Raw genomic sequence first — 23,248 nt, forward strand, 5'->3', positions numbered from 1 at the left:
CCGCTGCTGGAGCTGGCCGTGGTGGCGGTCGCCGGGTACCTGCTCACCCGGGGCGAGGTGTCGGTGGGCGACCTGCTCGCCGCGTCCCGTTACGCGGTCCTCGCGACCGGCGTCGGGGTCCTGGTCGGCAGGCTCGCGGCGCTGGCCAGGGCGCGGGCGGCGACCCGCAGGCTGGCCGAGGTCCTCGCCGAGCCCGCGCCCGCGCCCGGTACCCGCCCGCTGCCGCCGGGGCCGGGACGTCTCGAACTGCGCGGGGTGACGGTACGGCGCGGCGGGCGGACCGTCCTCGACGGCCTCGACCTGGTGGTCCCCGGCGGCACCGCCCTCGCGGTGGTGGGCCGCTCCGGCACCGGCAAGTCCCTGCTCGCCGCGCTGGCCGGACGGCTCACCGACCCCGACGCGGGCGAGGTGCTCCTGGACGGCGTACCGGTGGCGGACGTGCGCCACGCCGACCTTCGGCACGCGGTCGCCTTCGCCTTCGCCCGGCCCGCGCTGCTCGGGACGACGATCGAGGACGCGGTCTCCTTCGGCGCCGCCGCCCCGACACAGGACCGGGTGCGCTCCGCGGCCCGCGAGGCCCGCGCCGACACCTTCGTCGAACGGCTCCCGCGGGGCTGGGACACCCTCTGCGCGGACGCCCCGCGCTCCGGCGGCGAGTCCCAACGCCTCGGCCTGGCACGGGCGTTCGCGCACGGCGGGCGGCTGCTGATCCTGGACGACGCGCTGTCGAGCCTCGACACCGTCACCGAACACCACGTCACCCGGGCGCTGTTCGGCCCCGGCGGCGGCCGCACCCGGCTGCTGATCGCCCACCGCGCGACCACGGCCGCCCGCGCGGACTCGGTCGCCTGGCTGGAGGGGGGCCGGGTCAGGGCCGTCGCCCCGCACGAGGTGCTGTGGCGCGACCCCGACTACCGCGCGGTGTTCGGGGAGGAGACACCACGGTGAACGAACCGGCGGCACGGGGACGGCGGTCACGGCGACGCCCGCGCGGCACGGCACCGCCCGGGTCACGGCCCCGGCTCCTGCGCCCCCTCGGCCCGTTGCGCACCAGGTGGCGGGTGCTGGCCCGGCTCGCCGCCTGGTCGGCCCTGGAGACCGGGCAGACGTTCCTGCTCGGGTACGCGCTGGCACGGGCGCTGGACGGCGGGTTCCTCGCCGGGGACGCCAGGACCGGGCTGCTCTGGCTGGCGGCGGCCGCGGCGGGCGTGGTCGTGGGGGCGTACGGCACCGGGCGGGTCTACCGGGCCGTCGCGGACCTGGTCGAGCCGGTGCGGGACCGGCTGGTGGAGACCATCGTCGCGCGCGGGGTGCGGGAGGCCGACGACGGCGCGGTGTCCGGACTCACCCAGCAGGTGGAGATCGCCAGGGACGCGCTGGCCGGGCTGGTGATGGTGTCCCGCTCGTTCGTGTTCACGGCGGCCGGTGCCCTCGTCGGCCTGCTCTCCCTCGCCCCGGCGCTCCTGCTGGTGGTCGCGCCGCCGCTGCTGGCCGGGGTGCTGCTGTTCGCGCTCTCCCTGCGCCCGCTGGCCAGGCGGCAGGAGGCGTTCCTGGTCGCGGACGAGGCGCTCGCCCGTGAGTGGGGCGCGGTCTGCCCCGGGCTGCGGGACATCACCGCGACCGGCGCGGAGGAGCGGGTCGCCCGGGACGTCGGGGCGCGGGTGGACGCGGAGCTGGCCGCGGCCAGGTCGCTGGCCCGCTGGAGCGTGCCGCGGGTGGCGGCGCTCGCGGTCGGCGGCCAGCTCCCGATCGTCCTGCTGCTGGTGTCGGCGCCCTGGCTGCTCGCCCGCGGGGTGACGCCCGGCGCCCTGGTGGGAGCGCTCGCGTACGTGACGCAGTCGCTGCTCCCGGCGCTCCAGAACCTGATCCACGGCCTGGGCGCGGGCGGCTCACGCCTGACGGTGGTCCTGCGCCGCATCGGCCCCCGCCCCGGCGACCCCACCCACGAGCCCCCGTCCGACGACACCGGCGCAACGACCACCAGCTCCCCCACCCGCCCCCCGGCCGACACCCCGACACCCGACCGTCCCACTCCACAACGACCCTCCGGCCCACACCGACGGCCCACGACGCAGACCGACCGACCTGAGACCTCACGCGCCCCCGGGTCGCACCAACGGCCCCTCACCATCGACGGCTCGCCGACCGACCGACCTGAGACCCCACACGTCCCCGGCCCACACCGACGCCCCATCACAGGCGTCGACGACGGCGACGGCACCGGCTCCCCGGCCCGCCTACCCGTCTACGGGCCGCACGGGAAGCCCGGCACGGACCCCGGCGACGGCGACGACGGCGACGGCACCGGCATCCCAGCCCCGGCGGCCGCCCCCGGGGCACACCGGAAGCCCATCACGGCACCCGCCGAAGGCAGCGGCACCGGCTCCCCGGCCACCGAGTCCCCGGCCCGTGCCGAGGGGGTTGTCCTCCCCCGGGCCGCTCATCCCGCCCTCTTGCTCCGCGGGGTGTCCTTCGCCTACGGGGCCGCCGCCACCCCCGTGCTGGACGGGCTCGACCTGGTCGTGCCCGACGGGGGGCATCTGGCCGTCGTCGGGGCCAGCGGGATCGGCAAGTCGACGCTCACCGCGCTGGTCGCGGGGCTGCTGACCCCCGCGCGGGGGTCCGTCCTGGTGTGCGGGCATCCGGTGCCCGGGGTCCGCGCCGCCGCGCTGCGGGTGCTGATCCCGCAGGAGGCGTACGTCCACACCGGCACCCTCGCCGAGAACCTCGGGCACCTGCGGTCCGACCCGGTGCCCGAGGGCGAACTGCGGGCGGCCGCCGAGGCGGTCGGGCTCGGGCCGCTCATGGCCGCCCTCGGCGGACCCGGGGGGCGGGTCGACCCCGCCGCCCTGTCGGCCGGTGAGCGCCAGCTCGTCGCGCTGACCCGCGCCTACCTCTCCCCCGCGCCGCTCGCCCTGCTCGACGAGGCCACCTGCCATCTCGACCCGGAGGCCGAGGCGCGCGCCGAGCGGGCCTTCGCCGCCCGGCCCGGCGGCACCCTGGTGGTCGTCGCCCACCGGATCAGCTCGGCGTACCGCGCCGACCGGGTGCTGGTGATGGACGGCCCGAGGACCGCGTACGGCACGCACGAGGAGCTGCTGCGCGGCTCGGCGCCGTACCGCGATCTGGTGGGCGGCTGGAGCGTCCCGGCCGAGCGGTCCTGATTCCTCCCCGGTCAGGCGGCCGCGCGGCCCGGTGGCGGGTCCCGGCGCGGGGTCAGAGCCAGCCTTCCCCCTGGGAGATGCGGATCGCGTCGATCCGGTTGCGGGCCCCCGTCTTGCGGGTGATGGCCGCCATGTAGTTGCGCACGGTCCCGTGGGACAGGTGCAGACTGCCCGCTATCTCGGCGATCGAGGCGCCGCCCGCCGCGAGCCCCAGCACGGTCAGCTCGCGGCGGGTCAGGGGTATCTGCGCGGCCTTCAGGAAGCCGAAGCCCAGCGAGTCGTCGACGAAACGTTCACCCTCGGCCACCGCGCGAATGGCCCGCACTAATCGCTCGGGCGCCCCCTCCTTGTCGACGTAGCCGAGGGCCCCCGCCTCGGCCGCCCGCTTCAGCATCCCCGGTCTCTTCGCGCTGGCGAGCACCACGAGCCGGGCCGACGGCCCGCGCGGATCCGACTGCCGCAGATCGGAGAGGGTCGCCACGCCCTGCGCGTCGGACCCGTCGAGGTCGGCCGCGCACACGTCGGGCTCGACCGACCGCATCCGTGCCGTCGCCTTGTGCCACGGCGTGTCGTACACGCCGAGCCCCGGCTCCCGGCGCAGCCATTCCGCCAGCACCGATCTCACCAGACACGCGTCATGGACCAGAAGAACCCGGATCACTGCCACCCCGTCCTTTTGTGTTCGCCGTACTCGCCCCACTCCGGTTCCCGGTTTTGAGCGCGTGCCTCATTCTTGGGCGCTTCGCCCCGTCCTGTACGCGAAGAATCGGCCATCGGGATGCGTGGGGGCGCATAACGGGCGCCCGTACACTTCCGCGCGCATCGATTGCGGGGGTATGAGCGCACGTCGAACGGGTAAGGAGGCCCCTTTCCGGCGGGTCAGGGGGCCGCTGCCGGCGGTGCGGGAGACCGCTCGCCGTGCGCGGGAGGCCGCCTCGGGAGAGTCTTGGTCCCGAAGGAGAGACCGCGCGGCCGTAGGAGGAGGTGGTCCGGCGTGTCCGACGGGCAGCCGTCGACGGCCACCGGACCCGCAGCGGGTCGGCCACTGCTGTCACTGGCCCTGGCCTCGATGCTGGAGGAGGTCCACGCGCACGCGGGCGCGGTCTACCTCCTGAACGCCGACGAACCGGTGCTGGAGATGGCCGTGATGGCCGGTCTGCCCCGGGCCTTCGCGGCGCCCTGGGAGCGGGTGGGGATGAGCGCTCCGGTGCCGGTGGCCGAGGCGGCGCGCGACCGGCGGGTCGTGTGGGTCGGCGGCGAGGAGGAGATGGCCCGCAGGTACCCGCGGATCGCGGTGGTGCTGCCGTACCCGTTCGCGCTGGCCGCGGTGCCGGTGGCGACGGCGGAACGGGTCTACGGCGCGGTCTTCGTGACCTGGCCCGGATCGCACGCCGACGAGCTGCCCGCCACCGAGCGGCAGCGGCTGCTGACCGCCTGCGACCGGCTCGCCGCCGAGCTGCGCCGGGCCACCGAGGAGTGCGTGCCGTCGGTCCGGGAGGCGGATCTGCTGGCGACCCCCGTTCTGGCGGTCGCGGGCACCCTGGGCACGGTCGAGGCGGCGCGGATGGTGGAGCGGCTGCCGTTCGGGATGCTCTCGCTCGACCTGCACGGGCGGGTCAGCTACGCCAACGACGCCGCCGTCGACCTGCTCGGCAGACCGGTGGAGGAGCTGCTGGGCACGGCGCCCTGGACGTCGGTGCCCTGGCTGAACGACCCGATGTACGAGGACCGTTACCGGGCCGCGCTGATCGGGCAGCACACCACCTCGTTCGTGGCGCTGAGGCCGCCGGGCGACTGGCTGTCGTTCCGGCTGTACCCGAGCAGGGACGGGCTGAGCATGCGGGTCGGCAGGGCCAGGGAGGTGGCCCGGATGACCGGCGGGACGCCGCACGCGGGGACCGGCCCCAAGCGGCTGGTGGGGATCTCGCAGGTACTCAGCCTGACCGGCGCGCTGACCGAGGCGGCGGGGGTGCAGGACGTGGTGCAGCTGGTGGCGGACGAGGTGGTTCCGGCGGTCGGCGCGCAGGCCGTGGTGCTGCTCGGCTCGCAGGGCGGGCGGCTGCACGTGCTGGGGCACCGGGGGTACGGCGATCCGCACATCGTGGAGCGGTTCGACGGGCTGCCGCTGACCCAGCGGACCCCGGGCACCCAGGCCCTGAACAGCGGGGTGCCGGCGTTCTTCGACTCCACGCGGCACCTGGAGCGGCTGTACCCGGACCGGCAGGCGACGCCGGACGGCTACGCGGCCTGGGCGTACGTGCCGCTCATCGCGTCCGGGCGGCCGGTCGGCACCTGTGTCATCGCCTACGCGGAGGAGCGGAACTTCGCGGCCGACGAACGGGCCGTGCTCACCAGTCTGGGCGGCCTGATCGCGCAGGCCCTGGAGCGGGCGCTGCTGTACGACGCGAAGAACCAGCTCGCGCACGGGCTCCAGGAGGCGCTGCTGCCGCGCACCCTGGCCGTGCTGCCCGGTCTCGAGGCGGCGGCCCGTTACCTCCCGGCGACCCACGGCATGGAGATCGGCGGGGACTTCTACGACCTGGTGCCCGCCCGGCCGCTGGCGGCGGCGGTGATCGGCGACGTGCAGGGCCACAACGTGACGGCGGCCGGTCTGATGGGGCAGGTCAGGACCGGGGTGCGGGCGTACACGACGGTGGGGCAGGCGCCGCAGGAGGTGATGCGCAGCACCAACCGGCTGCTCATCGACCTCGGGGCCGACCTGTTCGCGAGCTGCCTCTACCTGCGGCTCGACCCGGCGCGCGGACGGGCGGTGATGGCGCGGGCGGGGCATCCGCCGCCCCTGCTGAGACGGCCGGACGGCTCGGTGCGGGTGCTGGACCTGGCGGGCGGTCCGCTGCTGGGCATCGACGCGTCGGCGACGTACCCGACGACGGAGGTGGCGCTGGCGCCGGGCTCGGTGCTGGCCCTGTACACGGACGGTCTGGTGGAGTCGCCCGGGGTGGACATCGAGGACTCGCTCATCGAACTCGGGGCGCTGCTGCGGGAGATCGGGGACCTGCCGCTGGAGCGGCTCGCCGACGAACTGGTGCGGCACAGCGCCGCCGCCCGCCAACGCGCGGACGACGTGGCCCTGTTGCTGCTGCGGGCGACCGGCTGAGCCGTCGGCGCGGACCGCCCCCGCCCCGTGGCCGGGTTCAGCGGCCGCCCCGGTCGGCCGTCGTCCAACTGGCCATGATGTGCAGCGCGTCCTGCTCCGCCGAGCCGGGGGCCGCGCTGTACATGAGGAGGGTCTGGCCGGGGTCGGCGGCCAGCGGGGTGGACTCGAAGGGCAGGGTGAGACGGCCGACCAGCGGGTGTGCGATCCGGCGGGTGCCGGTGCGCGCGACGTGGAGGTCGTGCCGGTCCCAGCGGGAGGCGAACTCCGTGCTGCGCGCGGCCAGTTCCGCGGTCAGTTCGCCCAGGCCGCGGTCGCACGGATTGCTGCCGGACGCGGCCCGCAGGGCGTTCGCGGTGTCGTCCGCGATCACGTCCCAGTCGGGCCAGAAGCTCCGCGCGGCGGGGTCGGTGAAGACGAACCGGGCGACGCTCGCGTTGCCGCAGGCGCCGTACATCGGCTGGTAGAGGGCCCGGCCCAGCGCGTTGGCGCCGACGACGGCCAGGCGTCCGTCGAGGACCAGGGCGGGTGTGGTGGTCATGGAGTCGAGGATGCGCCGCACGGAGGGGCGCAGCACGGCGGCCCCGGCGACCGGACGGCACGGCCGTGCGCCGTCACCGGCGCGCACGAGGTCCAGCAGATGGGCGTGTTCGGTCTCGTCGAGGCGCAGGGCGCGGCCGACGTTGCGCAGGACGCCGTCGGACACCCCGCGCGCGTCCCCGCGTTCGAGGCGGATGTAGTAGTCGACGCTGATGCCCGCGAGGGCGGCCACCTCCTCCCGGCGCAGCCCCCGGACCCGCCGGTTCGCCCGCACGGCGGGCAGGCCGACGTCACCGGGCGTGAGCCGCGCCCGCCGCCCGGTGAGGAAGTCCCGGACCTGGCGGCGCGTCTGCGTCCTGGCGTGCGCGCTGTCTCCCATGCGGCGCACTCTACGGCGCCGCGGGTGGCCGAGGGAGTCACCCCCAGTACCCCCTTCGCGGACTCTGCCCCAGCCGTCCGAAAGGTGTTTCGCTCGATGCCGGGCGGCCCCGTGGCCGCTCGTCCACCGTCCTGACCCGCGCTTTTCTGGAGAACACCGTGCGTACACCACAGCAGCCCATCGGTTCCGGTTTCGGGGAGCGGTCCACGACCGCGGAGGTGCTGGCGGGCGTCGACCTCGCCGGGCGGACCGCGTTGGTCACCGGGGGTTACTCCGGGGTCGGTCTGGCCACCACGCTGGCACTGGCCGGTGCCGGGGCCCGGGTGATCGTGCCCGCGCGCCGTCCGGACGTCGCCCACGCCGCCCTCGACGGGCTGGACGGCGTCGGGGTCGAGGCGCTCGACCTCGGGGACCTGGCGAGCGTCGCGGCGTTCGCCGACCGGTACCTCGCCACGGGGGACGGTCTCGACCTGCTGATCGCCTCGGCCGGCATCATGGCGGCGCCGCTGCGGCGCGTGGGCCGGGGCTGGGAGTCCCAGTTCGCCGTCAACCACCTGGGCCACTTCGCGCTGGTCGACCGCCTGTGGCCGGCGCTGGCGGCGGGGCCGGGGGCGCGGGTGGTGGCGGTCTCCTCCCGTGGGCACCGCTTCACCGGGATCCGCTGGGAGGACCCGCACTTCACGTCCGGGCCGTACGACAAGTGGGCCGCCTACGGCCAGTCCAAGACGGCCAACGCCCTGTTCGCGCTGCACCTCGACGCCCTGGGCCGGGACGCGGGCGTCCGCGCGTTCTCGGTCCACCCCGGGGTCATCGACACCAACCTCCAGCGTCACATCCCGTTGGCGGAGCAGGTCGCCATGGGCTGGACGAACGAGGACGGGACTCCCGCTGACCCGGACGCGGCCAAGTCGCCGCAGCAGGGTGCCGCCACCTCCGTGTGGGCCGCCACCTCGCCCCGGCTGGCCGGTCTCGGCGGCGTCTACCTGGAGGACTGCGAGGTGGCGGGGATCGCCGCGGACCCGTTGGACATGGCGACCGGAGGCGTCGCCCGGCACGCGGCCGACCCGGACGAGGCGGCCCGCCTGTGGGAGCTTTCGGCCCGGCTGACCGGCGTCGACGCCTTCTGACCGGGACGGCCGGGCACCCGTCCCGGGCACTGTCCGGCCGGTCGGTGCCGGCCGTGGTGCCCGGTTCGGCCGGGAGACGGGTGGTCCGGCCCTCCCGCCGGAGGGCCGGACCGTCCACCGCCGGCCGGAACCGCAGGAGGCCGGACGGTGGGTGCGACGCGGGACCGGTCAGGGGTCCCGCGGAACCTGGGGGCGCCGTCGCGCGGCGCCCTGCGCTCCGGGCGATCGGCCCGGGGCCTGGACCTTCCGGCGGATCGCCGGGGAGGTGCTAGTGGCGGCGCCCGGAGGAGTGGTGGCCGCTGCCGGTTTCCGTACCGGCGCCCTCCTGGCCGTCGCCCGCGGCCTGCGACGGGTCGACCGCCCCGGCGCTCGCGTCGCCGCCGATCGAGTCGCCGCCCTCTTCGGCGCCGCCCTGCTGGTCGCCCGCGCCGCCCGCCTGGTCGCCCGCGCCGAGGGTGGCGCCGGTGGCCGCGAGCGCGGTGGTGACGGGCTGGAAGAACGTCTCGCCGCCCTGGGTGCAGTCGCCGCTGCCGCCCGAGGTGAGGCCGATCGCGCCGCCCTCCCGGGTGAACAGGGAGCCGCCGCTGTCGCCGGGTTCGGCGCAGACGTCGGTCTGGATCAGCCCGGTGACGGTGTCGACGCCGCTGGGGTCGGTCTCGCTCTGGAAGTTGACGGTGGCGTCGAGGCCGGTGACCGTGCCGTCGTTGAGGCCGGTGGTGCTGCCCATCCGGAAGACCTGGGTGCCGACGGTGGCTTCCTCGGCCTGGACGATCTGGACGGTCTGGCCGTTGCCGACGTTGACCTCGCTGGGCGCCTCGGTGGCGGCGTCGTCGTACTTGACCAGGGAGAAGTCGCCCACGCCGGGGAAGGTCGCCTGGTCGACGGTGGCGATCGGCTGGCCGGTCTGCGAGTCGGACCACTGGTCCGCAGCGACCCCGCAGTGACCGGCGGTCAGGAAGGCGGGGGTGCCGTCGCCCGCGGTGACGTTGAAGCCGAGGGAGCAGCGGACGCCGCCCGCGTCGGTCTGGGAGAAGATCGCGTCGCCGCCGGAGACGAAGGTCTTGAAGGTGCCCGCGGACTTCTTCAGGGTGGCCCTGGCCGCGCCGAGGCCGTCGACCGTGGACTCCAGCCGGTTCCAGGCCGAGCCGGTGACGGTGCTGTCGGCGGTGACGACGATCTTGTTGGTGCGGGGGTCGACGGCCCAGGCGGTGCCCGGGATGGTGGCGTCGGCCTTGAGCGTCTGGGCGCCCGTCTTGAGGGTGGCGAGGCTGTTGGCGACCTCGCGGACCTTGCCGCCCGCCTGCTCCACCCGCGCGACCGCGGTGTCGTCGCCGTTCACGACGTTGACGACGAGCTGCTTGCTGCCGGAGTCCCAGTAGGAACCGGCGAAGGTGTCGCCGAGCAGGCCCGGGAGCCGCGAGGCGAGGTCCGAGGCGTCCGTCGCCCTGAGGGTCTTGGGGGCGGCCGTGGCGGGGGATCCGCCGTCCTGGGACGCGTTCGCCTGGGGCAGCAGGATCGCGGCCGCGCCGAGCGCCACGACGCCACCCGCCGCCATCGCGGCCTTGCGCTTCGGAATTCGCTTGTGACTCAAACTTCTCGACCTCCTGGGGGACCGGAGTCCGTGCTGTCGTGCGACATCTGTTCGGGGCGCCTGGATGGCTGTTGGTACGCACGGGTCGCGCGGCGCGTTCAATCGCGTTCGCCAACTCCCGCCGGGCGCGGGCGAATCGGCCATGCCTCCGCTCCGGTCGGCGGTGCGCGGGAGCAATCCCCCATATGCCGATGACGACCGCCGAAGCCGACAGGACCGTCCCGGCCCGTCCGGGCGCCTCCCCGGGGTCGCCGCCGCGGTCGCCCGCGCGGCCGGTCGCGACGGTGAACTCCCAGGTGGGGCAGGTCGCGCGGGGGTGGTCGCGGCGGGAGGCCGCGAGCAGCCGCCGACGGCGTCTCCCGGGACGCGGGGCGGTCGGGCGCGAGCCGGGCAGTCCGGGCGCGGCGGAGCGCGGGGCCGGGCGGCGCCGGGGCCGCCGATGTCCTGAACTCGGCGGTCGCCGGGGCGCCTTCCCGTCCGCCTCCGGGCACCGGACCCGTCGGCGGGGTCGGCCGGGCCGGACGCGCGAGCCTCGAACCGGCACGCTGCGCTACCGGTTCACGACCCTGCGTCCCGGCCGGGAAGCGGAATGATGGCTTCAGCGAATCTGCACATCGACTGCCCACCGGCGTCACGGCGGTCGGGGCATCTGCACAGGACGGCGGGGACCGTCACCGCGTCGCGGTGAGGGTGCCGGACGCGGACGGGGGGCGGCAAGGCCGGGCGTGGGCCGATTGGGTGACGCATGTGAAGACCTCGCCCCCGAGACGTGCCCGACCCTGCACGTCTTGTGCCCGCTGAGGCTCAAGTCCCCTTCTGTGGCTGGTGGTTGATTGGAGACCCGGCAGCGCCGCGTGCTTTGATCCATCGCACCGCAGGGTCCGTACGGCTTCCGGGAACGGGAGCCCGGTGCCCGCGGTCGCGGCCGTCATCTGTCCCCGCAGCGACGGTCGCTCCCCCCTTGATGAGTCATCCACACGAAGGGAAGTTCCCCCATGAACTCCACCCCGCAGGTCGACACCGTCGAGATCTCCGACGCCGAGCTGGACAACGTCTCCGGCGGCCTCTCCCTGAACGCGGTCGGCACCGTCACCGGCCTGGTCGACGGCGTCGTCCCGGTCTCCGGCGTGGTGGACACGGCCGTCGGCACCGTCGAGGGTGTCACGGGCCTCAGCACCGCCCCGGTCACGAACCTGGTCGCCGGTCTCTGATCGCGTCCTCGTCACCGGAGAGTCCCGGAGCCGTCCCCCGGCTCCGGGGCTCTCGGACGTCCAGAAGCGGGGTGGCACCGTGCAGTTCCGTCAGCAGGCCCTCGCCAAGCTCCAGGCGCCGGACGACCTGGACCTCCCGGTCCGGTTCGCGCGCCCGCAGGGCTGGCTCGCGCTCTGCGTCGCCGTGGTGGCGATCGCCGCCGCGTCCGTGTGGGCCGTGACCGGCTCGGTCGCCTCCACCGTGGACGCGCCCGCCGTCCTCACCTACGGGCAGGGCAGTTACCTCCTCCAGAGCCCCGTCGCGGGCCAGGTCACCGAGGTCCTCGCCGAGCAGGGCGAGCGGCTGCCCGCCGACTCCCCCGTCCTGAAGGTCCGCACCGCCCGGGGCGAGACGGTCGTCCGCACGCTCGCCGCGGGGAGGATCACCGCCCTCGCCGCCACGCTCGGCCAGATCGTGTCCACCGGCGCGAACATCGCCGCCGTCGAGAAGGTCGCCCACACCGGGGACCCGCTGCGCGCCGTGGTGTACGTGCCCGCCCAGAACGCCGCGTCCCTGCCGGCCGGCACCGCCGTCGACCTCACCGTCTCCTCGGTGCCCACCCAGCGGTACGGGGTGCTGCGCGGCCGGGTGCAGTCCGTCGACCGGTCGGCGCAGTCGGCCGGGCAGATCGCCGCGTTCCTCGGCGACGACCAGCTCGGCACCCAGCTGACCCGGGACGGCAGGCCGGTGGCGGTCGTGGTCCGCCTCGACCCGTCGTCCGCCACCCGCAGCGGCTACCGATGGTCGTCCGCCGGCGGGCCGCCCTTCTCCCTCACCTCCATGACCATGGCCTCGGGCTCGATCCGGCTGGCCGACGAACGCCCTGTCGATTGGCTGCTGCCGTGACCACCGCACCCACCCGCGGCGGACGCCGCGCGGCACCCTCCGGGCGGTCGCGGACCCGCGCACCGAAGGCCGTCCGCACCCCGACCGTCCTGCAGATGGAGGCCGTCGAGTGCGGCGCCGCCTCGCTGGCGATGGTGCTCGCCCACTACGGCAGGCACGTGCCGCTGGAGGAGCTGCGGATCGCCTGCGGGGTCTCCCGCGACGGCTCGCGCGCCAGCAACCTGCTGAAGGCGGCCCGCAGTTACGGCCTGAGCGCCAAGGGCATGCAGATGGACACGGCCGCCCTCGCCGGGGTGCGCGCGCCCGCCGTGCTGTTCTGGGAGTTCAACCACTACGTCGTCTACGACGGCACGGGCCGCAGGTTCGGACGGCGCGGGGTCTTCGTCAACGACCCGGGCAAGGGCCGCCGGTTCGTCGCCATGGAGGACTTCGACGGCAGCTTCACCGGGGTCGTGCTGGTGCTGGAGCCCGGCGAGGACTTCACCCGGGGCGGTCGCAGGCCCGGGGTGTGGGGCGCGATGCCCGCCCGGCTGCGCGGCACGGCGGGCACCCTCCCGGCCGCCGTCCTCGCGTCGCTGCTGCTGGTGCTGGTCGGCGCGGCGGTGCCCGCGCTCAGCCGCACCTACATCGACATGTTTCTGATCGGCCGTCAGACATCGCTGCTGGGCACGCTGTTCGCGGCGATGGGCGCGTGCGTGCTGCTGACCGTGGTGCTGACCTGGCTCCAGCAGGCGAACCTGCTGCACGGCCGGATCATCTCCTCCACCCTCTCCAGCGCCCGGTTCCTGCGCCATCTGCTGCGGCTGCCGGTGACGTTCTTCTCCCAGCGCAGCCCCGCCGACCTCGTGCAGCGGCTGCAGTCCAACGACCAGGTCGCCGAGACCCTCGCCCGCGACCTCGCGGCGGCGGGCGTCGACGCGGTGGTCGTCGTGCTGTACGCGGCGCTGCTCTACACCTACGACCCGCAGCTCACCGCCGTCGGGGTCGGTGTGGCGCTGCTGAACGTCGTCGCGATGCGGGTGGTGGTGCGGCTGCGCGCGACCCGGACGGCGAAGCTGCGCGCGGACAGCGCCCGGCTCACCAACACGGCTTACACCGGGCTCCAGTTGATCGAGACGATGAAGGCGACCGGCGGTGAGGACGGCTACTTCCGCAAGTGGGCGGGGCAGCACGCGACCACCCTGGAGGAGCAGCAGCGGCTCGGGGTGCCGAGCGCCTGGCTGGGCGTGGTGGCACCGGCGCTGGCCTCGCTGAACAGCGCGCTGATCCTGTGGATCGGCGGCCTGCGGGCGGTGGAGGGCGGGATCTCGGTCGGTCTGCTGGTCGCCTTCCAGGCGCTGGTCACCCGGTTCACCGCGCCGATCACCCGGCTCAACGGGGTCGCGGGCCGCATCCAGGACTTCGCCGCCGACGTGGCCCGGCTGAAGGACGTGGAGAACTTCCGGGCCGATCCGCTCTACACCCGGGCCGACGCGGGCGACTCCACCCGCAGGCTCAGCGGCCACATCGAGCTGGAGAACATCGGGTTCGGCTACAACCCGCTGGACAAGCCGCTGCTCTCCGGGTTCGACCTGAGCGTGGGGCCCGGCCGCCAGGTCGCGCTGGTCGGCGGCTCGGGCAGCGGCAAGTCGACGGTCTCCCGGCTGATCTCGGGCCTGTACACGCCGTGGGAGGGCGTCATCCGCATCGACGGGCGGCGGCTCGACGACATTCCGCGCGGCGCGCTCGCCGCCTCGGTCTCCTTCGTCGACCAGGAGGTGTTCCTGTTCGAGGGGTCGGTGCGCGACAACGTGGCGCTGTGGGACCCGTCGATCCCGGAGGACGCGGTCGTGGAGGCGCTGCGGGACGCGGCCCTGTACGACGTCGTGGCGCGCAGGCCGGGCGGCATCCACAGCCGGGTCGAGCAGGACGGGCGCAACTTCTCCGGCGGTCAGCGCCAACGCCTGGAGATCGCGCGGGCGTTGGTGCGCGGGCCGAGCATCCTGGTGCTCGACGAGGTGACGAGCGCGCTGGACGCGGAGACCGAGCAGGTGGTGATGGACAACCTGCGCAGGCGCGGCTGCGCCTGTGTGGTGATCGCGCACCGGCTGAGCACCGTGCGGGACAGCGACGAGATCGTCGTCCTGGAGCACGGCACGGTCGTGGAGCGCGGGCGGCACGAGGAGCTGGTGGCGCGCGGCGGCGCGTACGCGGCACTGGTCAGGGAGTACTGAGATGACGTCCCCGGTCCCCGACGAGGATCTGGTGCTGGGCGCGCTCGGCGCGCTGGGCACACCGGTCGACTGCGCCGGTACCGGCCGCCTCGACCTCGAAGGGCCGCAGGTGCTGTGGCTGGTGACGGCGGGCGCGGTGGACCTGTTCGCGGTGGACGCCGCGCGGCAGGGGCACTGGCACCACCTGGGCCGTCTGGAGGCCGGGTCGCTGCTGCTGGGTCCGGTCTCCGGGCCGCGGCACACGCTGGTGGCGCGGCCGCTGCGCGACTGCGCGGTGCGCCGGATCGGGCTGCGCGAGCTGTACCAGGGGGCGGCGACCGAGAGCTGGTCCTACGACCAGTACGGCAACCCGCAGTTCGTGCCGCCGACGACGAGCCCGCTGGAGTACGCCCTCGCGCTCGGCGTGGGCCGCAGTCTCTCGGTGCTGTTCCAGGCGCCGATGGCGACGGAGGCACCCGTCGAGGCGACCGACGACGACGTGTTCTGGATGCGGGTGCCGCCCGGCAGCGTCCAGTACGGCTCGCTGTACGGCGCCGAGGCCGCCGCCGACCTGCTGATGGACCCGGCGGTGTGGCAGAGCATGGTCGACCAGCAGTTCCGGCTGCTGACCACGCTGGACCGCTGGATCGAGCGGCTGGAGCGCGGGCACGAGAGCCGGACCGCCGCCGGTATCAAGGCCGGTGAGGCGGTGCGCGCCCAGGCGGACCGCGCGCTGCTGGCGTCGATCGGCGGGCGGGGCGGGCGGTCCACCACCGGCGCCGACGCGGACGCCACCTGGGCGGCCTGCGCGCTGGTCGCGCGGGCGGCCGGGATCACCCTGGCCGAGCCCGCCCGGGGTGCGGAGGGCGGCGAGCGGCTCGACCCGGTGGAGCGGGTGGCGCTCGCCTCCCGGGTGCGGGTGCGGGCGGTGCGGCTGGACGGTGCCTGGTGGCGGGACGACGTGGGCCCGCTGGTCGGGCACCGCGCCCTGTCGGGTGCGCCGGTGGCGCTGCTGTGGCGGCGGGGCGGCTATGTCGCCGTCCATCCGGCGAGCGGCCGGGAGACCCCGGTGGAGAGGGCGAACGCCGAGGAGTTCGAGCCGCGCGCGGTGATGTTCTACCGGCCGCTGCCGGACCGGGCGCTGAGTCCGCTGCGGCTGCTGCGGTTCAGTCTGCGGGGCACCGGCGGGGATCTCGGGACGCTGCTGGTCGCGGGTCTGGTGACGGTGGCGATCGGGGCGCTGGTGCCGATCGCCACCGGCAAGGTGCTGGGCGAGTTCGTGCCGAGGGCGCAGACCGGGCTGATCGCGCAGGTCTGTCTCGCGGTGATGCTGAGCAGCGTGGTGGCGGCGGCGTTCACGCTGCTGGAGAACCTGACCATCCTGCGGCTCGAGGGCCGGATCGAGGCGACGCTGCAACCGGCGGTCTGGGACCGGCTGTTGCGGTTGCCGACGCGGTTCTTCACGGAGCGTTCGACGGGTGAGCTGGCGAGCGCGGCGATGGGGATCAGCGCGATGCGGCGGCTGCTGGCGGGCGTCGGCCCGGTGGTCGCGCAGTCGGCGACCGTCGGCGTGATGAACCTGGCGCTGCTGTTCTGGTTCAGCGTGCCGATGGCGTGCGCGGCGCTCGGCATGCTGGTGGTGATCGCCTCGGTGTTCCTGGGCCTCGGCCTGTGGCAGGTGCGCTGGCAGCGGCGGCTCGTGGTGCTCGGCAACAAGCTGAACAACCAGGCGTTCCAGACCCTGCGCGGGCTGCCCAAGCTGCGGGTGGCGGCGGCCGAGAACTACGCGTACGCGGCCTGGGCCGGGGAGTTCGCGCGCAGCCGTGAGCTGCAGCGGCGGGCGGGCCGGGTGAAGAACCTGACGTCGGTGCTGGGCGCGGTGTATCTGCCGCTGTGCACGCTGCTGATGTTCATGCTGCTCGCGGGTCCGGCGCGCGGGACGATGTCGGCGGCGGCGTTCCTCACCTTCAGCACCTCGGTGACGATGCTGCTGACCTCGGTCACCCAGCTGACCGGGGCGTTCGTGTCGGCGGTGGCGGCGCTGCCGCTCTTCGAGCAGATCAGGCCGGTGCTGGAGGCGACCCCCGAGGTGCGCACGGCGAGCACCAGGCCGGGGCCGCTGACCGGGGCGATCGAGGCGCGGCGGCTCTCCTTCCGGTACGCCGAGGACGGGCCGCTGGTGCTGGACGACGTCTCCCTGCGGGTGCGGGCGGGCGAGTTCGTGGCGATCGTCGGACCGAGCGGCTGCGGGAAGTCGACGCTGCTGCGGCTGCTGATCGGCTTCGACCGTCCGCTGTCGGGAAGCGTCCTGTACGACGGCCAGGACCTGGCGGCGCTCGACCAGTCGGCGGTGCGGCGGCAGTGCGGGGTGGTGCTCCAGCACGCGCAGCCGTTCACCGGTTCGATCATGGACGTGATCTGCGGCACCGAGCCGTACACGCCGGAGGAGGCGATGGCGGCGGCGGAGATGGCGGGGCTGGCGCGGGACATCGAGCGGATGCCGATGGGTCTGCACACGCTGGTCTCCGGCAGCGGGGCGGTCTCCGGCGGCCAGCGGCAGCGGCTGATGATCGCGCAGGCGCTGATCAGGCGGCCGCGCATCCTCTTCTTCGACGAGGCGACGAGCGCCCTCGACAACGCGACGCAGCGCACGGTGATCGAGTCGACGAAGGCGCTGGACGCCACCCGGGTCGTCATCGCGCACCGGCTCTCCACGGTGCTGGACGCGGACCGGGTGATCGTGCTGGAGGACGGCAGGATCGCCCAGGAGGGTCCGCCCGCGCAGCTCCTCGCGGAGACCGGCGGACGCCTGCACGAGCTGGTGCGGCGCCAGCTCGCCTGACCGCCCCGCCCCACCGCCTCGTCCAGGGGGAACCTCAGCGACAGCCCGTGAACTAGCGAAACGTTGCCGTTTCGCTAGATCGTGGGCTACTCTCCATGTGTACGAAACGGTTTCGTTTACGGATTCTTTGCCTCAAGGTCCGCACGACTTTCCCTGGATGGTTCCCCATGTCCCAGAAGACCCTGGCCGAGGACGCCCGCTCGGGCGACCCGGCGGCGGTCGAGCCCGCCGCGCCGGCCGCCAAGCGGTGGTGGATCCTCGCGGTCGTCGCCGTCGCGCAGCTCATGGTGGTGCTGGACGCCACCATCGTGAACATCGCCCTGCCGTCGGCCCAGGCCGACCTCGGCTTCTCCGACGGCAACCGGCAGTGGATCGTCACCGCCTACGCGCTGGCGTTCGCCTCGCTGCTGCTGCTCGGCGGCCGGATAGCCGACCTCTTCGGCCGCAAGACCGCCTTCCTCGTGGGCGTCGTCGGCTTCGCCGCCGTCTCCGCGCTGGGCGGCGCCGCCAACGGCTTCGGCATGCTCGTCACCGCGCGCGCCCTCCAGGGCGTCTTCGGCGCGCTGCTCGCGCCCGCCGCGCTGTCGATCCTCAACACCACGTTCACCGACGTCCGCGAGAAGGCCAAGGCGTTCAGCGTCTACGGCGCCATCGCCGGCGCGGGCGGCGCGGTGGGCCTGCTGCTCGGCGGTGTCCTCACGGACGCGCTCGACTGGCGCTGGACCCTCTACGTGAACGTCGTCATCGCGGTCGTCGCCTTCGCGGGCGGCTGGCTGCTGCTCTCCAACCACCGCGACGCGGGCAACTCCAAGCTGGACGTGCCGGGCACGCTGCTGGTCGCGGGCGGTCTCTTCGGTGTCGTCTACGGCTTCTCCAACGCCGAGACCCACGACTGGGGCTCGCCGCTGACCTGGGGCTTCCTGATCGCCGGCGGACTGCTGCTGGCCGCCTTCGGCTGGTGGCAGACCCGGGCCGCGCACCCGCTGCTGCCGCTGCGCATCCTGCTGGACCGCAACCGGGCCGCCTCGTTCCTGGCCGTGCTCATCTCCGGTTCGGGCATGTTCGGTGTCTTCCTCTTCCTGACCTACTACCTCCAGCTCAACCTCGGTTTCAGCCCGACCAAGACCGGTGTGGCGTTCCTGCCGATGGTCGCGGCGCTGATGGTGGCCGCGCAGGTGGGCACCACGGTCCTGGTGCCGCGCATCGGCCCGAAGGTCATCGTCCCGCTCGGCTTCGCGATCGCCGCGGTCGGCATGACCTGGCTGACCGGGATCGACACCGGCTCGCAGTACGCGAGCGCGGTCCTGCCGCAACTGCTCGTGATCGGCTTCGGCCTCGGCATGGTCATGCCCCCGACGATGCAGCTCGCGACCGGCGGAGTCGCCGCCGAGGACGCGGGCGTGGCCTCCGCCACCGTCAACGCCATGCAGCAGGTCGGCGGTTCGATCGGCACGGCGCTGCTGAACACGCTGGCCGCCAGCGCGGCCACCGCCTACCTCGTGGGCCGGGACCCGCGGGACCGGCTGGTCAGGGCGCAGGCCACGATCGAGAGCTACACCACCGCCTTCGCCTGGTCGGCCGGCCTGTTCGCGGCCGGCGCCGTGATCACCTTCCTGCTGTTCCGCCGGGGCGTGCAGCGGCAGGATCCGGACGCCGCCCCGGTCGTCCACATGTGATCGGTGCGATCACATGTGATCAGCCCGATGTGAGCCGCAGGGATCCGAGGGGTCACCGTCCGCAGGGAGACGGTGGCCCCTTCTCACGGTCACGACTCGGACACGGTGGGGAGTCGACGCGCGTGGATCGGGGTAGCGAGCCCGTCATGCGTATCAGTGTGGTGGATGTGGGCTCGAAGACGGTCCGGCTCGTGGTGGCGGACGCCCAGGGCGGGGTGGCGCTGCCGGTGCACACGGCGAAATGGCCGCTGCGGCTTTCGGAGCACCTGACGGCGGACGGTTCCATCGACGGCGCGGCCGTCGAACGCATCGTCGCGTCGGTCGCCGAGGCGAGACGGACGGCGTGCCGCTGGGGCGCCACCGCCCCGCTCGCCTTCGCGACCACCGTGGTGCGCAGCGCCACCAACCGCCGGGAGGTGCTGGACGCCGTCCGCGACGGGGCGGGCGTCGACCTGTGCACCCTGCCGGGCGAGGTGGAGGCGGAGCTGACGTTCCTCGCGGCGCGGCGCTGGATGGGCTGGCGGTCGGGGCCGCTGGCGATGCTGGACATCGGCGGCGGCTCCCTGGAGGTCGCCTTCGGGCGGGGCAGGCTGCCGGACTTCGTGGCCTCGCTGCCGCTGGGCGCGGGACGGCTGACCGAGGAGTTCTTCACCGCCGACGACCCGCCGGGCCCCGAGGTGGTGCGGGAGCTGCGCCGCCGGGTGCGCCATCAACTCAGGGACGCGGCGGCCCGGATCCGCTGGGAGGGGCCGCGTACGGCGGTGGCCACGTCCAGGACGTTCCAGCAGTTGGGGCGGTTGTGCGGGGCGGAGCCCGGTCGGCACGGTCCGTTCGTGGAGCGGCGGCTGCGCCGCCCCGACCTGCGGGCCGGGATGGAACGGCTGGCGGAGCTGCCCGCGGCCGAGCGGGCGGAACTCCCCGGCATCTCGGCGCCGCGCTCCGCGCAGAGCCTGGCCGGTGCCGTCGTGGCGCACACCGCGATGAAGCTGACCGGCCTCAAGGAGGTCACGATCTGCCCGTGGGCGATCCGCGAGGGCATCCTGCTGCGGCACATAGAGGACGGCCCCGACTGGTGGGGCGAGATCAGCAGCCGCCTGGACCCGGTGCCGCCGCCCCGGCGCGCGCTCGCGATCGAGGGCGCCGGACGGGAACCGGCCGGGCAGCCGGGACGCCGTTCCGCGGAGCGGCCGGGCGAGGGCCCGGGTGCCGGGGCGGGCGAACGCCTCGGCGGGAAGCTGGAGAAGAAGGCGGGGCGGGCCCTGGAGAAGAAGTCCGGGCGGCCGGCGGAGAAGGGGCGGCCGGTCCCCGCGGGCGCCTGACCGGCAACGGTTGACTCAAGCCACACCCGAGAATGTCAAGCCATTCCTGCTCGATTCACCAGGTTGAGTGAACCAGATCTTGTCTGCGGCGCGTCGGGGGTGGCCGGCGTCGGCACGGGGTAACTACCGGGATCAAATGCGCCCCTGCCGAGGTGGAGCGGCCATGACCCCTGATCCGGACGAGCCGAGACCCGAACCGCCCGCGCCGAACGCGCACGCCCGCACCCGTGCGTCCGGCGCGTTCACCGTCGTCGAGGTCACCGGCGAGATCGACCTGGCGACCGCGGACCTGGTCGCCGAACACCTCAGCGCCGCGGCCCTGGGGCCCGCCCCCGACATCCTCGTGGACCTGCGGCGGGTGACGTTCCTCGACTGCTCGTGCCTGCGGGTGCTGTGCCGGGCGGAGACCAGGGCCAGGGAGCAGGGCGGACGGCTGCGCCTGGTCGCCGACGCCCCCCGGGTGCGCCGTCTGCTGCTCGGCGCCGGGCTGATGCGCCGCTTCCCGCCGCTCCCCGGGATTCCCGGGGAGCGGCGGGGGTGAAGCCGGGCGACGGCGGGCGGCCCCACACCGTCCGCCGTCCCCGGCGCGAGATCGCCGGGCCCCGCCGCGAGGGCGCGCACTCCCCATCTGCGGGCCACTCCGGTCGCGCACGGATCCCGTGCGATCCCGGTCTCAGAAGGCGAAGAGGCTACGCCCGTAGGAGCTCTTCACGCACTCGTTGGCGAAGGTCCGCTCGTAGGCGACCCGCTTGCCCTGCCAGACCCCGCCCACGGTGACGACGACCGGGTCGTACGCCTTGGTGCACAGGGCGCCGCTGCGCGCCGTCAGGGCGTTGATGTCGCCGTTCGCCGAGCGCAGTTCGGCGCAGGCCTCGGCAGCCGACGGGTGGCTGCCCGAGGCGGTCGGGGCGCAGGTCAGGGTGACCGCGCGCTGCGGGGTGACGAGGGCCGCGCTCTCCCCGTGGCCCAGTGTCATCACCAGGTCCGAGGGGGCGTAGAGCGAGGCGGGCGAGGGGAGCGGGCTGGCGAGGGCCGTCCCGGCGACGGGGCCGAGGACGGAGGCGGCCGTGAGGGTGAGGGCCGCTGCCCAGCGCGCGGTGTTCCGCATCGTGTGCATCCTTCCGCTGACGATCGAGGGTGTGCCGGAGCCGACTCGGTCGGTGCCGGACCGGCGAGCGTGAGTCTGCCGAGTCCGGAGCCGAATCTCATCTCGACCCCATGCGTTTCAGTAACCTTGCGTATTGAATCAGTGGCGCGAAGTCACGGAATTCGAACGTGCGGGGCCAGGAACTGAGCGGATCTAGATCATCCGGAAGGGCCGTTTGGCCGGTTCTGAGCGCTTGGTCAATAGTCCTGAAACATTCCGGCGGACGGTGCGCGGCGCGCGTCGGCGCCCGCGGGCGGTGGCCGATTCATCCAGCTCAGGGGCCGAAAATGGAGGAAACGTCGGCTGGCCCGGGGGGTTGCGGACGCCCTACCTTCGGCTGATCCCCCGAGGAGGGCGTCCGCGGCACCGCACACCCCGCGGCCGGACGGCCCCGCCCGCACGGTCCCCGCGCCACCCCGCGCTCCACCGCCGTCCCCAGCCGGAGCCCCCCGTGACGTCCCAGCCCGTCCCCTCCCCCGCCGACTCCGCCGACCCCGCCGACCCGCCGTCCCTGACCGAGGTCGAGACGCACGGTGTCGAGCGCATCCCCGACGCGGACCGCACCGCCCGCCCGCTCGACCTGTTCCGCCTCGCCTTCGGCGGCGCCAACACCTTCGCCACCTGCGTCCTGGGCGCCTTCCCGATCCTCTTCGGGCTGTCCTTCTGGCAGGGCCTGGCCGCCACCCTCCTCGGTGTCGTCACCGGCGCCCTGATCCTGGCCCCGATGGCCGTGTTCGGGCCGGTCAACGGCACCAACAACGCCGTCTCCTCGTCCGCGCACCTCGGCGTGCACGGGCGCGTGGTCGGCTCGTTCCTCTCGCTGCTGACCGCCGTCGCGTTCTTCTCCCTCTCCGTGTGGAGCTCGGGCGACGCTCTCGTCGGCGGCGCGCACCGGCTCTTCGGCCTGCCCCGCGGGAACCTGTCGTACGGAGTCGCGTACGCCCTCTTCGCCGGTCTGGTGCTCGCGGTGTGCGTGTACGGCTTCCGCTTCATGCTGTTCGTCAACAAGGTCGCGGTGGCCTCCGCGACGGTGCTGTTCCTGCTCGGCGCGATCGCCTTCGCCGGGGACTTCGACCCGTCCTACGCCGGGGTCTTCACCGACTCCGCCGACCCGGCGACGAGCGGCATGTTCTGGCCGTCGTTCATCGGGGCGGCGCTGATCGTGCTCTCCAACCCGGTCTCCTTCGGCGCCTTCCTCGGCGACTGGTCGCGGTACATCCCGGCGGGCACCCCGCGCCGCCGGGTGATGGGCGCCGCCTTCCTCTCCCAGCTCGCGACGCTGCTCCCGTTCGGGTTCGGCCTGGTGACGGCGAGCATCATCGCGTCGAAGGCGCCCCGGTACGTCGACCCGGCGACCCCCGACTTCGTCGGCGGGCTGCTCGCGATCTCGCCCGCCTGGTACTTCCTGCCGGTCTGCCTGCTCGCCCTGATCGGCGGGATGTCGACGGGCACCACCGCGCTCTACGGCACCGGCCTCGACTTCTCCTCCGTCTTCCCCCGGCTCTCCCGGGTGCGGGCGACGGTCCTGGTCGGCGTGGTGTCGATCGGGTTCATCTTCGCCGGGCGGTTCGGGTTCGACCTGGTGCGGTCCATCTCGACGTTCGCGACGATGATCGTCACCTGCACCACCCCGTGGATGGTCGTGATGATGCTGGGCTTCCTGGTGCGCCGCGGCTGGTACGACCCGGAGGCGCTCCAGGTCTTCAACCGCCGCCAGCGCGGCGGGCGTTACTGGTTCACCCACGGCTGGAACTGGCGCGGCATGACCGCCTGGTGGGTCTCCGCCCTGGTCGGTGTCCTGTTCACGAACATCCCCGGCCAGTTCGTCGGCCCGCTCGGAGACCTGGCGCACGGCGTCGACATCGGCCTGCCGCTGTCGCTCGCGGTCGCCGCCGTCCTCTACCTGGCGCTGCTGCGGCTGTTCCCCGAACCGCGCGCCGCCTACGGGCCCGAGGGCGCGCGGCTGGTGCGCACCGCCGAGACGCCCGTCCCGCCGATATCCGGCCCCGGCGCACCGGCCTCCCCCGCCCCCGTCACCCCCCTCGCCTGAGCGGCGGGT

Annotated in this window: 16 protein-coding genes; 12 read left to right on the forward strand and 4 right to left on the reverse strand. The window is 74.4% G+C overall.

What is annotated here, in order from left to right; genetic code table 11:
• Both GA0115242_RS36845 and GA0115242_RS36850 read left to right on the forward strand, forming a co-directional pair.
• The coding region (locus tag GA0115242_RS36845; protein WP_141721897.1) for an ATP-binding cassette domain-containing protein at positions 1-948 on the forward strand (948 nt) is incomplete at its 5' end.
• A 95-nt stretch (positions 949-1,043) separates the two neighbouring features.
• Positions 1,044-3,164, forward strand: a complete 2,121-nt coding sequence (locus tag GA0115242_RS36850) for an ATP-binding cassette domain-containing protein (protein WP_237549531.1) — start codon at positions 1,044-1,046, stop codon at positions 3,162-3,164.
• Between the two features lie 52 nt (positions 3,165-3,216).
• Here the strand turns inward: GA0115242_RS36850 and GA0115242_RS36855 are convergent, their stop codons facing one another.
• Positions 3,217-3,825, reverse strand: coding sequence for a response regulator transcription factor (locus GA0115242_RS36855; protein WP_093836012.1), 609 nt, complete (start codon positions 3,823-3,825; stop codon positions 3,217-3,219).
• A 333-nt stretch (positions 3,826-4,158) separates the two neighbouring features.
• Here GA0115242_RS36855 and GA0115242_RS36860 point away from each other — a divergent pair, with 333 nt between their 5' ends.
• A complete protein-coding gene (locus tag GA0115242_RS36860; protein WP_256089843.1) occupies positions 4,159-6,282 on the forward strand; it encodes a SpoIIE family protein phosphatase in 2,124 nt (707 codons plus the stop codon).
• A 37-nt stretch (positions 6,283-6,319) separates the two neighbouring features.
• Here the strand turns inward: GA0115242_RS36860 and GA0115242_RS36865 are convergent, their stop codons facing one another.
• Positions 6,320-7,198 (reverse strand): helix-turn-helix domain-containing protein, encoded by an 879-nt coding sequence (locus GA0115242_RS36865; RefSeq protein WP_093836013.1) that lies wholly within the window; start codon positions 7,196-7,198, stop codon positions 6,320-6,322.
• Between the two features lie 158 nt (positions 7,199-7,356).
• On the opposite strand from GA0115242_RS36865, the gene GA0115242_RS36870 reads away from it, so the two are divergent.
• Positions 7,357-8,325 (forward strand): SDR family NAD(P)-dependent oxidoreductase, encoded by a 969-nt coding sequence (locus tag GA0115242_RS36870; protein WP_093836014.1) that lies wholly within the window; start codon positions 7,357-7,359, stop codon positions 8,323-8,325.
• Between the two features lie 268 nt (positions 8,326-8,593).
• On the opposite strand, the gene GA0115242_RS36875 is transcribed toward GA0115242_RS36870, so the two are convergent.
• Complete coding sequence (locus tag GA0115242_RS36875) at positions 8,594-9,916, reverse strand: S1 family peptidase (RefSeq protein WP_093836015.1); 1,323 nt, start codon at positions 9,914-9,916, stop codon at positions 8,594-8,596.
• A gap of 995 nt (positions 9,917-10,911) precedes the next feature.
• Here GA0115242_RS36875 and GA0115242_RS36880 point away from each other — a divergent pair.
• The 7 genes from GA0115242_RS36880 (at position 10,912) to GA0115242_RS36910 (ending at position 20,583) form a co-directional block, all read left to right on the forward strand.
• Positions 10,912-11,127, forward strand: coding sequence for a type A2 lantipeptide (locus GA0115242_RS36880; protein ID WP_093836016.1), 216 nt, complete (start codon positions 10,912-10,914; stop codon positions 11,125-11,127).
• Between the two features lie 79 nt (positions 11,128-11,206).
• Positions 11,207-12,013 (forward strand): HlyD family efflux transporter periplasmic adaptor subunit, encoded by an 807-nt coding sequence (locus GA0115242_RS36885; protein WP_093836017.1) that lies wholly within the window; start codon positions 11,207-11,209, stop codon positions 12,011-12,013.
• Positions 11,908-14,226 (forward strand): NHLP family bacteriocin export ABC transporter peptidase/permease/ATPase subunit, encoded by a 2,319-nt coding sequence (locus GA0115242_RS36890; protein ID WP_370672350.1) that lies wholly within the window; start codon positions 11,908-11,910, stop codon positions 14,224-14,226. Before GA0115242_RS36885 ends, GA0115242_RS36890 begins: the two co-directional genes overlap by 106 nt.
• 1 nt (position 14,227) lies before the next feature.
• Complete coding sequence (locus GA0115242_RS36895) at positions 14,228-17,047, forward strand: NHLP bacteriocin export ABC transporter permease/ATPase subunit (protein WP_093836019.1); 2,820 nt, start codon at positions 14,228-14,230, stop codon at positions 17,045-17,047.
• 167 nt (positions 17,048-17,214) lie between these two features.
• Positions 17,215-18,723 carry an MFS transporter gene (locus GA0115242_RS36900; RefSeq protein WP_093836020.1) on the forward strand — a complete coding sequence of 503 codons (1,509 nt, stop codon included), beginning with the start codon at positions 17,215-17,217 and terminating at the stop codon, positions 18,721-18,723.
• Between the two features lie 146 nt (positions 18,724-18,869).
• Positions 18,870-20,042, forward strand: a complete 1,173-nt coding sequence (locus GA0115242_RS36905) for a Ppx/GppA phosphatase family protein (protein WP_093836021.1) — start codon at positions 18,870-18,872, stop codon at positions 20,040-20,042.
• Positions 20,043-20,205: 163 nt separating this feature from the next.
• Positions 20,206-20,583, forward strand: a complete 378-nt coding sequence (locus GA0115242_RS36910; protein ID WP_093836022.1) for an STAS domain-containing protein — start codon at positions 20,206-20,208, stop codon at positions 20,581-20,583.
• Positions 20,584-20,715: 132 nt separating this feature from the next.
• Here the strand turns inward: GA0115242_RS36910 and GA0115242_RS36915 are convergent, their stop codons facing one another.
• Positions 20,716-21,150 carry a subtilase-type protease inhibitor gene (locus GA0115242_RS36915; protein WP_093836023.1) on the reverse strand — a complete coding sequence of 145 codons (435 nt, stop codon included), beginning with the start codon at positions 21,148-21,150 and terminating at the stop codon, positions 20,716-20,718.
• A gap of 490 nt (positions 21,151-21,640) precedes the next feature.
• On the opposite strand from GA0115242_RS36915, the gene GA0115242_RS36920 reads away from it, so the two are divergent.
• Positions 21,641-23,239, forward strand: a complete 1,599-nt coding sequence (locus GA0115242_RS36920; RefSeq protein WP_093836024.1) for a purine-cytosine permease family protein — start codon at positions 21,641-21,643, stop codon at positions 23,237-23,239.
• Positions 23,240-23,248 lie beyond the last annotated feature (9 nt).

The organism is Streptomyces sp. SolWspMP-5a-2, from assembly GCF_900091845.1.
Lineage (GTDB): Bacteria > Actinomycetota > Actinomycetes > Streptomycetales > Streptomycetaceae > Streptomyces > Streptomyces doudnae.

What these genes read in the sequence shown, in the direction of transcription:
- GA0115242_RS36865 (WP_093836013.1), bottom strand. Translation starts at nt 7,198, where the DNA reads ATGGGAGACAGCGCGCACGCCAGGACGCAGACGCGCCGCCAGGTCCGG.
- GA0115242_RS36880 (WP_093836016.1), top strand. Translation starts at nt 10,912, where the DNA reads ATGAACTCCACCCCGCAGGTCGACACCGTCGAGATCTCCGACGCCGAG.
- GA0115242_RS36890 (WP_370672350.1), top strand. Translation starts at nt 11,908, where the DNA reads ATGGTCGTCCGCCGGCGGGCCGCCCTTCTCCCTCACCTCCATGACCAT.
- GA0115242_RS36895 (WP_093836019.1), top strand. Translation starts at nt 14,228, where the DNA reads ATGACGTCCCCGGTCCCCGACGAGGATCTGGTGCTGGGCGCGCTCGGC.
- GA0115242_RS36900 (WP_093836020.1), top strand. Translation starts at nt 17,215, where the DNA reads ATGTCCCAGAAGACCCTGGCCGAGGACGCCCGCTCGGGCGACCCGGCG.
- GA0115242_RS36905 (WP_093836021.1), top strand. Translation starts at nt 18,870, where the DNA reads ATGCGTATCAGTGTGGTGGATGTGGGCTCGAAGACGGTCCGGCTCGTG.
- GA0115242_RS36910 (WP_093836022.1), top strand. Translation starts at nt 20,206, where the DNA reads ATGACCCCTGATCCGGACGAGCCGAGACCCGAACCGCCCGCGCCGAAC.
- GA0115242_RS36915 (WP_093836023.1), bottom strand. Translation starts at nt 21,150, where the DNA reads ATGCGGAACACCGCGCGCTGGGCAGCGGCCCTCACCCTCACGGCCGCC.